Below are 14,000 nucleotides of genomic sequence, written 5' to 3'. Positions count from 1 at the left end.
GGGCCGTCCCCGCCGCGCATGCGCCGCGACATCGCAAAGTGTCGCCGCGGCGTTCATGCGGTTTCGGGCGGCGGTCCGCGCATTACCGAACAGGTGGTCAATCATGCGTCCTCTGCGCCTACCTATCATGCATGCCCATCCCCAGACAGAAAAAGAACGTGAAATCCGCAAGGCCAATTCCGCCCGCTGGCTAGTCTCGCCGTCGGTCGCGGTCCTGGTGCTGTGGATGGCGATTCCGCTCGCGATGACGATCTGGTTTTCGTTCTCGCGCTACAACCTGTTGAACCCGGATCTGAAAGGCTTCGCGGGTTTCGACAACTATAAATACCTGGCCAGCGATCCGTCGTTCGGCCCTTCGATCGGTCACACGCTCGAACTGATCATCTCGGTCCTCGTGATCACGGTGGTCGGTGGCGTGCTGATGGCGATTCTGTTCGACCGCAAGTTCTACGGCCAGGGAGTCGCGCGGCTGCTCGCCATCGCGCCGTTCTTCGTGATGCCGACCGTGAGCGCGCTGATCTGGAAGAACATGATTCTGCATCCGGTGTATGGCCTGATCGCGCAGGGCATGCGCGCCATGGGCATGACGCCGATCGACTGGTTCGCGGAATATCCGCTGACAGCCGTGATCATGATCGTCGCGTGGCAGTGGCTGCCGTTCGCTTTCCTGATTCTGTTCACGGCGATCCAGTCGCTCGATCAGGAGCAGAAGGAGGCGGCGCGCATCGACGGCGCGGGTCCGTTCTCGATGTTCTTCTACATCACGCTGCCTCACCTGAAACGGGCGATCGCGGTGGTGGTGATGATGGAGACGATTTTCCTGCTGTCGATCTTCGCCGAAATCTATACGACCACGGGCGGCGGTCCGGGCACTGCGACCACCAACCTGTCGTACCTGATCTATTCGCTGGGCCTGCAACAGTTCGACGTCGGTCTCGCGTCGGCGGGCGGCATTCTCGCTGTCGTGCTGGCCAATATCGTGTCGTTCTTCCTCGTGCGGATGCTCGCGAAGAACCTGAAAGGGGAGTACGAAAAATGAGCCAAGTTGCCTCTACCCCGGTGTCGAACTCGACTGCCATGACCGTGCCGGCGAAGTCGCCGTTCGCCGCGATTCGCCGCGGCATTCCCGGCGTGATCGCCTGGCTCGTCGCCTTGCTGCTGTTCTTTCCGATCTTCTGGATGACGATCACCGCATTCAAGACGGAGCAGCAAGCCTATGCGTCGTCGCTGTTTTTCATCCCGACGCTCGATAGCTTCCGCGAGGTGTTCGCGCGCAGCAATTACTTTTCGTTCGCGTGGAATTCGATACTGATCTCCGCGGGCGTGACGATTCTGTGCCTGATTCTCGCGGTGCCAGCTGCATATGCGATGGCGTTCTTCCCGACCCGTCGCACGCAAAAAGTGCTGCTGTGGATGCTGTCGACCAAGATGATGCCGTCGGTCGGCGTGCTGGTGCCGATCTATCTGTTGTGGAAAAACAGCGGGTTGCTGGATTCGGTATCGGGTCTCGTGATCGTCTACACGCTGATCAATCTGCCGATCGCGGTGTGGATGTCGTTCACGTACTTCGCCGAAATACCACGCGACATTCTCGAGGCCGGGCGGATCGACGGTGCCGCGACGTGGCAGGAAATCGTCTATCTGCTGATGCCGATGTCGCTGCCCGGACTCGCATCGACGGCGCTGCTGCTCGTGATCCTGTCGTGGAACGAAGCGTTCTGGAGCATCAACCTGTCGAGTTCGAACGCCGCGCCGCTGACTGTGTTCATCGCCTCGTATTCGAGTCCTGAAGGTCTGTTCTGGGCCAAGCTGTCGGCCGCTTCGCTGCTGGCGGTCGCGCCGATCCTGATCGTCGGCTGGCTGTCGCAGAAGCAACTGGTGCGCGGCCTTACCTTCGGGGCGGTCAAATGACGGCAGGCACGAGTGGAAGCACGCTCGCCGGCAATTTCGCACTGATCTGCGATTGCGACGGCGTGCTGATCGACAGCGAAGCCGTGGCGGCGCGCATGCTGGTGCACGAACTCGAAGCGCGCTGGCCCAACACCGACGTCGAACCGGTGGTGCTGCCGCTGCTCGGACTACGCATCGAGAAAGTGCTGCAAGGCACCGCGGCGCAACTCGGCAAAAGCCTCAGCGTCGACGATATCGATGCGATCCGCAGCGCGGTGGAAGCAGCGGCGATGCAGGCGCCGACGGTCCAAGGCATCGAAGCCGCGCTGGCTCAGGTGCCGATCACCAAGGGCTGCGCGAGCAACAGCTATCGCCCGTATGTGGAAACGGTGCTGACGCGCACGGGCCTCGTGAGGTTTTTCGGCGACCGCTTGTTCTGCGCCGATGCGGTGCCGAATCCGAAGCCCGCGCCCGACGTCTATCTGGCGGCGGCCAAGGGCCTCGGACTCGCACCCTCGGCGTGCCTCGTGGTGGAGGACAGCGTCACCGGCGTGACGGCGGCGAGCGCGGCGGGCATGACGGTGCTCGGCTTCATCGGCGGCGGTCATGCGAGCGATGCGCAGATCGACAGGCTGCATGCAGCCGGCGCGCGTCACGTATTCGACGACATGCAGCAGTTGCCGGAACTGGTCGCGCAATGGACGCTGAGCGCGACGGCAGCGGCACCGTAGGCACGGCAGCGAAAAGCGAATCAACGTAGCAGCCTGGGCGTCCCAAACAGTTCAGGCAACCGAAACATCGGACGAGCAACACATAGCATTACACGGAGACACATCATGGCAAGCGTAACTCTGCGCAACATCAGGAAGGCGTACGACGAAAACGAAGTGATGCGCGACATCAACCTCGATATCGCGGACGGCGAGTTCGTCGTGTTCGTGGGCCCGAGCGGTTGCGGTAAATCGACGCTGATGCGGATGATCGCCGGCCTCGAAGATATCAGCGGCGGCGATCTGACCATCGACGGCATGCGTGTGAACGACGTTGCACCCGCCAAGCGCGGCATCGCGATGGTGTTCCAGTCGTACGCGCTGTATCCGCACATGACCCTGTACGACAACATGGCGTTCGGCCTGAAACTCGCCGGCACCAAGAAGCCGGAAATCGATTCGGCCGTGCGCAACGCGGCGAAGATCCTGCATATCGACCATCTGCTCGATCGCAAGCCGAAGCAGTTGTCCGGCGGCCAGCGTCAGCGCGTGGCGATCGGCCGCGCGATTACGCGCAAGCCGAAGGTGTTCCTGTTCGACGAACCGCTGTCGAATCTCGACGCCGCCTTGCGGGTGAAAATGCGCCTCGAATTCGCGCGCCTGCATGACGAACTGAAGACCACGATGATTTACGTGACGCACGATCAGGTCGAGGCGATGACGCTGGCGGACAAGATCGTGGTGCTGTCGGCGGGCAATCTGGAACAGGTCGGCAGCCCGACCATGCTGTATCACGCGCCGGCCAACCGTTTCGTCGCAGGATTCATCGGTTCGCCGAAGATGAACTTCATGGAGGGCGTGGTGCAGTCGGTCACGCACGACGGCGTCACGGTGCGTTATGAAACCGGCGAGACGCAGCGCGTCGCGGTGGAACCGGCCGCGGTGAAGCAGGGCGACAAGGTGACGGTCGGCATTCGCCCCGAGCATCTGCATGTCGGCATGGCCGACGACGGCATAACGGCCCGCACGATGGCGGTCGAATCTCTCGGCGACGCGGCGTATCTGTATGCGGAATCGAGCGTCGCGCCGGACGGACTGATCGCGCGGATTCCGCCGCTCGAACGTCATACCAAAGGCGAGACGCAAAAACTCGGCGCCACGCCGGAGCATTGCCATTTGTTCGACAGCGCAGGGAAAGCATTCCAGCGTAAGATCGTCGAAGTGCTGGCCGCGTGATGATTTGGGAAAGCGGCGGGCGCGCCGCTTTCCTTTCAATCACGCTCCGGAAACGCTCATGGCTGCCTACGTCGTCATTACGCGCGAGAAAACGCTCGACCCCGCGAAGCTGGACGAATACAAACAGGTTGCGCCTGCAACCTTCGAGCGGCATCCGGTCATGATGCTGGCGAGCCACGGGCGCAAGGAAGTGGTGGAGGGTCCGCCGATCGACGAAATCCTGATCCTCGAATTCGCCAGTTACGACGAAGCGCTCACCTGGTATCGCAGTCCGGAGTATCAGGCCGTCAGCGAGACGCGTCTGCAGGGCGGGGAGTATCGGATCATCATCACCGAAGGCTTGACGGCGATGTAGCGCGGCAAGGCCGCCGGCTCACGCCTCGAGCGCGGCCCTTGCGCACGATTCGTCAGTCACGAGTCCCGACAGCCAGCCGCCTTTGAGCACCGCGATCAGCGCCTCATGCTTGCGTTGGCCGCCGGCGAAACCGATGGTCGGGCGCCGCGGCGGCGAGTCGAGCGCGATGCTCGTCACGCGCCGGCCGGTCGGCGATTCGACGTGCGCGCCGGCTGCATCGATCGGCAGGCCGAGCATTTCAGCCACCGCGCCGTTCTGCATCAACTCTTTCACTTCCGCCGACGTAATGAAGCCGTCTTCGTGCAGCGGACATTTCGGCCCGATATTACCGATGCCGACGAACGCCACGTCGGCCTGCGCCGACAGCGATTCGACGATCCGGTAAAGCCGGTGATTGCACCACTGCGCGCGTTCCGCTTCGCTATCGGCGAGCAGCGGCGCGGGCAGCAGAAAATGCTTGCCACCCGTCTTCTCCGAAATGTGCAGCGCGACGTCATAGCGGTTCGAGGAGCCGTCCTGGGCGATCGCTCCGACCATCGATACCAGCCGGTGCTGCGGACGGTCCAGTTGCGCGATCTGATCGACTGCGGCCTTCAGCGTCCGGCCGCTGCTCACCGCGACCACCATGGGTTTTTCCTCGCTGAGATAGCGCTCCATCACCTGCGCGCCGGCCACCGCCAGCTTACGGTCGACTTCTTCGGACGTATCGCTGTCGATCGGCACCACTTCGCACATGCTGAGGCCATAGCGTTTCGACAGTTGATCGGCGAGCGCGAGGCAGTCCGCCAGTTTGTGATCGACGCGCACGCGAATCAGATTCTTTTCCACCGCGAAGGCGACCAACCGTTGCGCGACCGGGCGCGACACCTGGAGCTTCTCGGCGATCTCGTTCTGGGTGTTGCCGGCGACGTAGTAAAGCCACGCGGCGCGGGTAGCAAGATCTAATTTTTCTGTGGACTTGGGCACGGTGACGGTTCGCTTGAAGTGCGCCGATGATAGCAGCCGGTCCCGGCGCCTTAACTCAACCCGGCGCTGAAACAGGCCGCGGATTGCCGGTCAGGCAAGCAGTTGCCGCGCGGGGTCGAACAACGGCCGCACGTGGCGGTAGAGCGCGCGATACGCTTCGAGCCGCGCGCGCAGTTCGGCATGGCGGCGTGGGTTCGGCGTGAACTCCTTGGCGATGGGCGGCTTGGTCAGCACCGTGGCCGGATCGCCGCCCGCGGCCAGCCAGCCGAGGCGTGCCGCGCCGAGCGCCGCGCCGGTCTCGCCGCCGCCGTGCTTGCGGGTGGCGGTGTCGAGTGCGTCGGCGAGCAACTGGGCCCAGTAGTCGCTGCGGGCGCCGCCCCCGAGCAGGGACAGCGCCTTCGCTTCGGTGCCGGCCGCGCGCAGCGCATCGAGGCCGTCGGTTAGCGCGAGCGTGACGCCTTCGAGCACCGCGTAGCCGAGCAGCGCGCGATCGGTTGCGTGAGTCATGCCGAAGAACACGCCTTGCGCGTACGGGTCGTTGTGCGGCGTACGTTCGCCGGACAGATAGGGCAGGAAGAGCGGCGCGGTGTTCAACGCGTCCGCGGGCAGCGCCTCGATTTCGGCGAGCAGGGTCGGCTCGTCGGTGGAGGTGAGCTTGCAGACCCAGCGCAGACAGCTTGCAGCGGAGAGCACCACGCTCATCTGGTGCCAGCGATCCGGAATCGCGTGACAGAACGCGTGCACGGCCGAAGCCGGATTCGGCCGGAAGCTGTCGCCGACCACGCACAGCACGCCCGACGTGCCGAGCGAGACGAAGCCGTCGCCGGGTTGCGTCGCGCCGATGCCGATTGCGCTGGTGGCGTTATCGCCGCCACCGGCCGCGACGATCACACCATCGCTCAAACCGAATTCGCGCGCCACTTCGGGCAGCAGCGTGCCGGACGGCTCGCTGCCTTCGCACAGGCTCGGCATCTGCGCGCGCGACATGTTGCAGGCCGCGAGCAGCGAGTCCGACCAGTCGCGTTTGGCGACATCGAGCCACAGCGTGCCGGCCGCATCCGATGGATCGGACACCTTGCCGCCGGTCAGTTGCAGGCGCAAGTAATCTTTCGGCAGCAATACGCAGGCGGTCTGCGCAAAAATCTCGGGTTCGTGGCGCGCGACCCACAGCAGCTTCGGCGCGGTGAAGCCGGGCATGGCGAGATTGCCGGCGACGCTGTGCAACTCCGGCGCGCGCTCGGTCAGTTCCGCGCATTCCTTGTCGCTGCGCATGTCGTTCCACAAAATCGCCGGACGCAGCACGCGGTCCTGCGCATCCAGCAGCACGGCGCCGTGCATCTGACCCGACAGGCCGATGCCGCGAATCTGCGCGAACTCGTCGGGATGTTTGGCGCGCAATGCGGCGAGCGCGGTGCGCGTGCCGGCCCACCAATCTTCGGGATTCTGCTCGGCCCAGCGCTGATGCGGGCGCGAAACGGTAAACGGTGAGCCTGCGGTCCCGATCACGCGTCCGTCGGAGGCGAGCAGCAGAACTTTTACTTCGGACGTGCCGAGGTCGATGCCGAGATACATGGGCGCGGAACCTTCGTCGTTGGAGATGCGCTACTTTAGCCGCACATGGCGCGCGGTGCCATGCGCATTAAGCCTGGCACCGACGCGCTTCGATGCCGCGCGGTGCGCGGCCCTTCTTAATCGTGAAGTCTGCGGCGCTCAAACCGCGCCGCGTTTGGCGAGCCATACATCGACGCGCGCCAGTGCGCCTTCCAGCGCCGATTCGAGTTCCGGCGTTTGGGCCATGCTGCCCCACAGCAGCCGGTCGGCGGCGAACGCTTTCAACGGATCGGGCGCCTCGAAGAAAGCGCGCGCGGCGCGCTCATCCATCACACCGTCCTGATACGCGTAGGGCAGTTCGCCGGTATTCCAGCGCTCGAGAAAGCGGAAGAAGAGGGCAGGCAGCATCGCCGTCGCCGCGGGCGTGACGCCGCGCTCGAAACACTCGGACATCGTCGGCGCGATAAAGCCGGGCAGCTTCGAAAAGCCGTCCGCCGCGACGCGCTGGTTCGTGTCCTGGATATAAGGATTGCTGAAGCGCTCGAGCACCACGTCGCGATAGCGTTCGAGATCGAGCGGACTCGGCGTGAGACACGGAATCACGTCTTCGGTCACGTATTCGTAGGCGAATTTGTTGATGTCGGCGTCGAGCGTGCCTTCGTGAATGTAGTTCAGTCCGACCAGCGTACCCGCCCACGCGATGCAGCTATGCGTCGCGTTGAGGATGCGGATCTTCGCTTCTTCATACGGCATCACCGAGTCGACCAGTTCCGCGCCGACGTTTTCCCATGCCGGGCGTCCCGCAATGAAGCGGTCTTCGATCACCCATTGGATGAACGCTTCGCCCATCACCGGAGCGGCGTCGTCGACGCCGGTGGCGGCCTTGACGCGCTCACGCACGTCCGGCGTGGGACGCGGCGTGATGCGGTCGACCATCGAACTCGGACAGGCGGTGTTGTCGTCGAACCATTGCGCGAGGTCCGCAGCGCCGCGCCGTTCGAGAAACTCGCTCATGCCCGCATGGAAGCGTTCACCGTTGCGGCGCAGGTTGTCGCAGGTCTGCAGCGTGACCGGGCCCGCGTCGCCTTTCATGCGCGCGTCGAGAATCGCAGCCAGCGCGCCATAAATGGTGGTGTGGCCGCCTTTGAGGTCGGCCGCGAGGTCGGGGTTGGCGGCGTCGAGTTCGTCCTGCTCGTCGAGGTAATAACCGCCTTCGGTGACGGTGAACGCGATGATCTTGCAGGCCGGATCGGCGCCGGCTTCGATCAGAGCGTCGAGGCTCTCGGTCCACGGTACGACGCGCTCGATCGAACGAATCGTCTCGTAGGCGCGCTCACCTTGAGGCGTGACGGTCTCGAGCGTATAGACACCGTTTTGCGCGGCGAGCGCTTCGAGCACCGCATTCATGTCGCTGCGGATATTGCCGACCGTTAGCGACCAATGCGGCTCGCCCGGCACCTTGGCCTCGTTCAATCGATGGAGATACCACGCCTGATGGGCGCGATGAAACGATCCCGCGCCGATGTGCAGGATCACGTGTGCGGCCGCGCCGCTGTCTTGCCCGCTGTTCATGTGCGTCTCCTGAATGTCCTTGCTCGCACGGCTGGTAGCGTGCGTTTCTTCTAGAGTTGGAGCATTTGCTCTGCATGTGAGCGAATGATCGTACCCGGCGAAACGAAAGTCAAGGCGACCGCAAACGGTTTTCGTGGCGCAGCGCGGCGTGGCAGGGCTTTTCGGCGTGGCTCACGGCGCGCCTTAGCGTGATGGAGGCGCGTTGCCAAGCGTATTGCATTGCATCAAATTTGACATTGCGCGCGCCAGGACTAACCCGAATGCAAAAAAGTATCGGTCCGCGGTTTCATTTTTAGTGGTGAATAGCGCGCCGGAAGGCTACTTTTCGCTATACAAGACGAAGACCAGCGGCGCCCCAAACGGCCGCTTCATGGAGGCAGACAGTGCAACCCGATCTCGAACTCGTGGCCGTACGCCGTGACGAATCGTTCAAAGTATGGTCGCACGGCTATCCGTACCGCACGGTGCGCTGGCACTTTCATCCGGAATACGAAATTCACCTGATCGTGGCGACGACCGGCAAGATGTTCGTCGGCGATCACATCAGCAGCTACACGCCTGGCAACCTCGTGTTGATGGGGCCGAACCTGCCGCACAACTGGGTGAGCGACGTGCCGGAAGGCGAGACGATCGCGCAGCGCAATCTGGTCGTGCAGTTTGGACAGGAGTTCGTATCGAGCTGCATCGACAGTTTTCCTGAGTGGCGTCAGGTCGAAGCGCTGCTCGCCGATTCGCGTCGAGGCATCTCGTTCGGCGCGCAAACGAGCGCGGCGATCCAGCCGCTGTTCCTCGAATTGCTGGCGGCGCGCGGACTGCGCCGGCTGGTGCGGTTCATGTCGATGCTCGAAATCCTGATGAACGCGGAGGATCGCGAGACGCTCGCGAGTCCCGCTTATCAGGCCGACCCGACCAGCTTCGCGTCGACGCGCATCAATCACGTGCTGTCGTATATCGGCAAAAACCTCGCGAACGAGTTGCGCGAATCGGATCTGGCGCAGCTCGCGGGCCAGAGCGTCAGCGCGTTCTCGCGGTATTTCCGCCGCCACACGGGGCTGCCGTTCGTGCAGTACGTGAACCGCATGCGTATCAACCTCGCCTGCCAACTGCTCACCGACGACGATCTGAGCGTCACCGATATCTGTTTCAAGGCGGGCTTCAACAACCTGTCGAATTTCAACCGGCAGTTCCTCGCGGTGAAGGGCATGGCGCCTTCGAAATTCCGCCACTATCAGCAACTGAACGACGCAAGCCGCGACGCCTCCGAAGAAGCCGCGGCGCGCGGCGTGGGTATCGACGACGCGCCGGCCATCGTGCTCGCGCCGGGTCTGCCGCGCAGCGCCGTCGGCGCTTATCCACCGACGTAGTCCCAGCCCACGCTTCCAGCCGAAGCGTTTTATTTCACCCGCGTTTCAACACGTGAAGATCGATCTGTCGGTGCCGATTCGCGAACTCTCGGTGGCACTGCAGCAGTTCGTCGCGATGATTTTCATCTCGCACCACCTCGAAGAGATTTCCGAAGTGTGCGACCGCATTACCCTGCTGCGTGATGGTCAGTACGTCGGCATGACCGAGGTATCGCAATCCGACGTAGGGCATCTCGTGGAGATGATAGTGGGACGCCGCATCGAAAACAGCCTTCCGCCGAAGCCACCGCTGCGCGCGGATGCGAAGATCGTGCTCGAAGTCGACAAGCTACAGTTGCTCAAGGACAGTCCGATGTTGAGCTTCAGGCTGCGTGAAGGCGAGATTCTCGGCTTCGCGGGACTGGTCGGCTCGGGGCGCACGGAAACCGCGCTTGCCGTGATCGGCGCGGATCCGGCGCACGTCAAGGAGATTCGCATCAACGGCGCGGCGGCCAAGCTGTCCGATCCCGCCGATGCGTTGCGCGCCGGTGTCGGCATTCTGCCGGAGAGCCGCAAGACCGAAGGCCTGATCACCGACTTCTCGATCAAGCAGAACATCTCGATCAACAACCTCGGCAAATATCGCTCGTGGAGTTTTTTCATCGACCAGCGCAGCGAAGCGCGTGCGACCGCCGACATCATGAAGCGCGTGGGCGTCAAAGCGCCGACCATGCACACCGAAGTCGCGACGCTTTCCGGCGGCAATCTGATCTCGTCCGAACTGCCGGAGATCGTCTGCATGTGCGACCGCGTCGCCGTGTTCCGGCGACCGCAGAAAGTAACTCTCCACTGACTTCCTTTTTTTAGCAGGACCATGCAATGACGACTCAATCCGACAAGCAGAACATGACAGCTATCGTCTGTCATGCACCGAAAGACTATCGCGTCGAACAGGTGTCGAAGCCTCGCGCGGGCGCCCACGAACTGGTGATCCGCATTGCCGCGTGCGGCATTTGCGCGAGCGACTGCAAATGTCATTCGGGCGCGAAGATGTTTTGGGGCGGCCCGAGCCCTTGGGTGAAAGCGCCGGTGATTCCCGGCCACGAGTTCTTCGGTTTCGTCGAGGAAATCGGCGAAGGCGCGGCTGATCACTTCGGCGTGAAGATGGGCGACCGCGTGATCGCCGAACAGATCGTGCCGTGCGGCAAATGCCGCTATTGCAAATCCGGTCAGTACTGGATGTGCGAAGTGCACAACATCTTCGGCTTCCAGCGCGAAGTCGCCGATGGCGGCATGGCCGAATACATGCGCATTCCGCCGACGGCGATTGTTCACAAGATTCCCGACGGCATTTCGCTGGAAGATGCCGCGATCATCGAGCCGCTTGCCTGCGCGATCCATACGGTCAACCGTGGCGACGTGCAGCTCGACGACGTAGTGGTGATCGCGGGCGCCGGTCCGCTCGGTCTGATGATGACGCAAGTCGCGCGCCTGAAAACGCCGAAGAAGCTGGTGGTGATCGATCTCGTCGAAGAGCGCCTCGCACTCGCCCGCGAATACGGCGCCGACGTGACGATCAACCCAAAACAGGACGACGCGCTTGCGATCATTCGCTCGCTCACGGACGGTTACGGCTGCGATGTGTATATTGAAACCACCGGCGCGCCGACCGGCGTGAATCAGGGCATGGACCTGATTCGCAAGCTCGGGCGGTTTGTCGAGTTTTCGGTGTTCGGCGCGGATACGACACTGGATTGGTCCGTGATCGGCGACCGCAAGGAACTCGACGTGCGCGGCGCGCATCTTGGACCGTACTGCTACCCGATCGCGATCGATCTGCTGGCCCGCGGGTTGGTGACGTCGAAAGGCATTGTCACGCACGGCTTTTCGCTGGAAGAATGGGACGAGGCGATCGAGATCGCCAACTCGCTCGATTCGATCAAGGTGTTGCTGAAGCCGCGCGCCTGAACGTCGAACGTGGGCGGAGAATGAGCGGCATACAAACGGAGACAGTATGGATTACGTCATCGGCGTCGATATCGGCACGCAGAGCACCAAAGCGCTGCTGGTCGATCAGCACGGCGCGATCGTCGCGCAGCATGCGTCGAGTTATCAGCCGGATACGCCCAAGCCGCTGTGGGCCGAACAATGGCCCGCGGTCTGGTTGAAGGCGGTGGTGGAGTGCATCGCCGCATGCGTCGCTAAAGCGAAGGAGGCGGGCGTCGCGTCGAATTCGATCAAAGCCGTGTGCGTAAGCAGCCTGTACGGCGGCTCCGGTATTCCGGTGGATAGCGACATGCGTCCGCTTTATCCGTGTTTGATCTGGATGGATCGGCGCGCCACCGAACAGGTCGAATGGGTGCGCAACAACGTCGATCTCGAACGGCTTTATACGATCACCGGCAACGGCGTGGATAGCTATTACGGCTACACGAAGATGCTGTGGCTGCGCGATCACGAGCCGGATGTGTGGTCGCATACGCGCTACTTTCTGCCGCCGAATGCTTACGTGATCTACATGCTGACCGGCGAGGTGGCGGTGGATCATAGTTCGGCGGGCAATATCGGCGGCATCTACGACATTGCCAAACGTGATTGGTCCGATGAAGCGCTCGACATGCTCGGCATTCCCGCGACGATGATGCCCGAGCGGTTGGTCGAATCATCGGAAGTGGTGGGCGGCTTGCTGTCGCAGTGGGTCGAGCAGCTTGGCCTAGATGCGGGTACGGCGATCGTCGCGGGTGGCGTTGACGCAGCGGTGGCGACGTTCGCGGCCGGTGTCACGCGTGCTGGCCAGCATGTCGCGATGATCGGCACGAGTATGTGCTGGGGCTATATCAACCAGTCCGTCGACGCGCGGCACGGGTTGATCAGCATGCCGCATGTGTTCAACGGGCAGCACGATATCTATGTGTTCGGCGGCGCGATTACGGCGGGCGCGTCGGTGACGTGGTATCGCGAGCAGTTCTGTCAGGCGGAAATCGAGGCCGCGCGCGCGACACCGCATGGCGATCCGCATCGCTTGCTGGAAGAGAGCGCTTCTCGGATTCCGGCTGGTTCTGACGGTGTGATGTTCCTTCCGTATCTGATGGGCGAACGTAGTCCGGTGTGGGACGCGAAAGCGAGCGGGGCGTTCGTCGGGTTGAGCCTGTTTCATACGCGCGCACATTTGTACCGCGCGGTGTTGGAGGGCGTGTCGTTCGCGCTGAAGCACAACATCGAAGCGGGACGCAAAGGCGCGCAGTCGCTGGATGACAAGTTGATCGTGGTGGGCGGCGCCGCGCATTCGGATTTGTGGATGCAGATCATCGCGGACATTACCGGCTATCCGGTCTATACCATCGAGCAGGACGTGGAGGCGGCAATGGGGGCGGCGTTGCTGGCGGGCGTCGGTGTCGGCCTGGTATCGCGTGAAGAGGCGAGGAGCGGATGGGTTACGCTGGTTGAACGTGCGGAGCCGAACGCGCAACGGATGGCGTTGTATGAGCAACGGTTCGGCGTTTATACGGATTTGTATCCGGCGTTGAAGCCGGTCATGCATCGGTTGCAGACATCATGAATGCTACTTTTGATTTTTCTGGCCGCTCGATTCTCGTGACGGGGGCTTCGAGTGGAATTGGGCGCGCCACGGTTGAAGCGTTGTGTGCGTCTGGTGCGAATGTGGTTGCTGCGGCGCGGAATGTGAATGAGCTTGCGCGGTTGGCTGAGGAGACGGGCTGTGAGCCGTTGGTACTTGATGTTAGCGATGAGGCTGCTATTGATGACGCGTTGGGGTCGCTCGATGTGTTCGATGGGCTCGTGAATTGCGCGGGGATTGCGTTGCTTGAGCGGGCGGTGGATACGACTGGTGCGAGTTTTGATCGTGTGATGGCTGTGAATGCGCGTGGCGCGGTGTTGGTTGCCAAGCATGTGGCGCGTGGGATGATCGATGCTCAACGGGCTGGCAGTATCGTGAATGTTTCCAGTCAGGCTGCGCTCGTTGCGTTGGATGATCATTTGAGTTATTCGGCTTCCAAGGCTGCGCTTGATGCTGTCACGCGGGCTTTGTGTGTTGAGTTGGGGCCGTTTGGGATTCGGGTTAATAGCGTGAATCCTACGGTTACGTTGACGCCTATGGCAGTGATGGCCTGGAGCGATCCGGTTAAGCGGGAGCCGGCGCTTAAGGCTATTCCTTTGCAGCGGTTTGCTGAGTCTGCTGAAGTCGCTGCGCCGATTTTGTTCTTGTTGAGTGATGCGGCTTCTATGATTAGTGGGGTTTGTTTGGCTATTGATGGGGGGTATACGGCTAGGTAAGGTTCTTTGCCTGTGCGGCTGCTGATTTGTCTGTGATCCTAAGGTGTTGGCCTTTTCTTGATTTCTTATCGGTCTATTAGCGTT

12 protein-coding genes and 1 pseudogene are annotated in these 14,000 nt (G+C 62.3%); 10 read left to right on the top strand and 3 right to left on the bottom strand.

All coding sequences use genetic code 11. The features are described 5' to 3' along the window. Positions 1 to 103 precede the first annotated feature (103 nt). The 5 genes from P0D80_RS26240 to P0D80_RS26220 all read left to right on the top strand — a co-directional run bounded on the left by P0D80_RS26240 (position 104) and on the right by P0D80_RS26220 (position 4,191). Positions 104 to 1,039 carry a carbohydrate ABC transporter permease gene (locus tag P0D80_RS26240; protein WP_132373304.1) on the top strand — a complete coding sequence of 312 codons (936 nt, stop codon included), beginning with the start codon at positions 104 to 106 and terminating at the stop codon, positions 1,037 to 1,039. A gap of 38 nt (positions 1,040 to 1,077) precedes the next feature. Next, entirely contained in the window at positions 1,078 to 1,911 is an 834-nt protein-coding gene (locus P0D80_RS26235; RefSeq protein WP_085966707.1) for a carbohydrate ABC transporter permease, read from the top strand. Further along, complete coding sequence (locus P0D80_RS26230) at positions 1,908 to 2,621, top strand: HAD family hydrolase (RefSeq protein ID WP_408287641.1); 714 nt, start codon at positions 1,908 to 1,910, stop codon at positions 2,619 to 2,621. Before P0D80_RS26235 ends, P0D80_RS26230 begins: the two co-directional genes overlap by 4 nt. Positions 2,622 to 2,726: 105 nt before the next feature. Continuing rightward, a complete protein-coding gene (locus tag P0D80_RS26225) occupies positions 2,727 to 3,836 on the top strand; it encodes an ABC transporter ATP-binding protein (protein WP_132373310.1) in 1,110 nt (369 codons plus the stop codon). A gap of 58 nt (positions 3,837 to 3,894) precedes the next feature. Further along, positions 3,895 to 4,191 carry a DUF1330 domain-containing protein gene (locus tag P0D80_RS26220; RefSeq protein WP_408182282.1) on the top strand — a complete coding sequence of 99 codons (297 nt, stop codon included), beginning with the start codon at positions 3,895 to 3,897 and terminating at the stop codon, positions 4,189 to 4,191. An 18-nt stretch (positions 4,192 to 4,209) separates the two neighbouring features. Here P0D80_RS26220 and P0D80_RS26215 read toward each other — a convergent pair whose 3' ends face one another. From P0D80_RS26215 to dalD, 3 genes are all read right to left on the bottom strand, one after another. Next, positions 4,210 to 5,157 (bottom strand): sugar-binding transcriptional regulator, encoded by a 948-nt coding sequence (locus tag P0D80_RS26215; RefSeq protein ID WP_132373314.1) that lies wholly within the window; start codon positions 5,155 to 5,157, stop codon positions 4,210 to 4,212. 90 nt (positions 5,158 to 5,247) lie between these two features. Next, the gene (gene xylB / locus P0D80_RS26210) at positions 5,248 to 6,729 is read right to left on the bottom strand and encodes a xylulokinase (protein ID WP_408182280.1); all 1,482 of its coding nucleotides are present in this window, start codon (positions 6,727 to 6,729) and stop codon (positions 5,248 to 5,250) included. Between the two features lie 138 nt (positions 6,730 to 6,867). Beyond that, positions 6,868 to 8,280, bottom strand: coding sequence for a D-arabinitol 4-dehydrogenase (gene dalD / locus P0D80_RS26205; RefSeq protein WP_408287636.1), 1,413 nt, complete (start codon positions 8,278 to 8,280; stop codon positions 6,868 to 6,870). Between the two features lie 383 nt (positions 8,281 to 8,663). Here dalD and P0D80_RS26200 point away from each other — a divergent pair, with 383 nt between their 5' ends. The 5 genes and pseudogenes from P0D80_RS26200 to P0D80_RS26180 all read left to right on the top strand — a co-directional run bounded on the left by P0D80_RS26200 (position 8,664) and on the right by P0D80_RS26180 (position 13,916). After that, positions 8,664 to 9,644, top strand: a complete 981-nt coding sequence (locus tag P0D80_RS26200; RefSeq protein WP_408287635.1) for an AraC family transcriptional regulator — start codon at positions 8,664 to 8,666, stop codon at positions 9,642 to 9,644. A gap of 52 nt (positions 9,645 to 9,696) precedes the next feature. Further along, a pseudogene (locus P0D80_RS26195) lies at positions 9,697 to 10,452 on the top strand (ATP-binding cassette domain-containing protein); the annotation flags it as partial. A 50-nt stretch (positions 10,453 to 10,502) separates the two neighbouring features. Continuing rightward, on the top strand, positions 10,503 to 11,591 hold the full coding sequence (locus P0D80_RS26190) for an MDR/zinc-dependent alcohol dehydrogenase-like family protein (protein ID WP_408287632.1): 1,089 nt from the start codon (positions 10,503 to 10,505) through the stop codon (positions 11,589 to 11,591). 46 nt (positions 11,592 to 11,637) lie between these two features. Next, positions 11,638 to 13,182, top strand: coding sequence for an FGGY-family carbohydrate kinase (locus P0D80_RS26185; protein WP_408182273.1), 1,545 nt, complete (start codon positions 11,638 to 11,640; stop codon positions 13,180 to 13,182). After that, entirely contained in the window at positions 13,179 to 13,916 is a 738-nt protein-coding gene (locus P0D80_RS26180; protein WP_408287630.1) for an SDR family oxidoreductase, read from the top strand. Before P0D80_RS26185 ends, P0D80_RS26180 begins: the two co-directional genes overlap by 4 nt. Positions 13,917 to 14,000: the final 84 nt, after the last annotated feature.

Origin of the sequence: Paraburkholderia sp. RL17-373-BIF-A, assembly GCF_046030175.1 — a bacterium.
Classification (GTDB): domain Bacteria; phylum Pseudomonadota; class Gammaproteobacteria; order Burkholderiales; family Burkholderiaceae; genus Paraburkholderia.
Note: the sequence above shows the minus strand (reverse complement) of the source record. Positions and strands in the feature narration are given on the sequence as shown.

Coding starts and splice junctions, on each gene's coding strand:
- P0D80_RS26220 (WP_408182282.1), top strand. CDS start 3,895: ATGGCTGCCTACGTCGTCATTACGCGCGAGAAAACGCTCGACCCCGCG.
- P0D80_RS26180 (WP_408287630.1), top strand. CDS start 13,179: ATGAATGCTACTTTTGATTTTTCTGGCCGCTCGATTCTCGTGACGGGG.
- P0D80_RS26185 (WP_408182273.1), top strand. CDS start 11,638: ATGGATTACGTCATCGGCGTCGATATCGGCACGCAGAGCACCAAAGCG.
- P0D80_RS26230 (WP_408287641.1), top strand. CDS start 1,908: ATGACGGCAGGCACGAGTGGAAGCACGCTCGCCGGCAATTTCGCACTG.
- P0D80_RS26240 (WP_132373304.1), top strand. CDS start 104: ATGCGTCCTCTGCGCCTACCTATCATGCATGCCCATCCCCAGACAGAA.
- P0D80_RS26235 (WP_085966707.1), top strand. CDS start 1,078: ATGACCGTGCCGGCGAAGTCGCCGTTCGCCGCGATTCGCCGCGGCATT.
- P0D80_RS26190 (WP_408287632.1), top strand. CDS start 10,503: ATGACGACTCAATCCGACAAGCAGAACATGACAGCTATCGTCTGTCAT.
- P0D80_RS26225 (WP_132373310.1), top strand. CDS start 2,727: ATGGCAAGCGTAACTCTGCGCAACATCAGGAAGGCGTACGACGAAAAC.
- xylB (WP_408182280.1), bottom strand. CDS start 6,729: ATGTATCTCGGCATCGACCTCGGCACGTCCGAAGTAAAAGTTCTGCTG.
- dalD (WP_408287636.1), bottom strand. CDS start 8,280: ATGAACAGCGGGCAAGACAGCGGCGCGGCCGCACACGTGATCCTGCAC.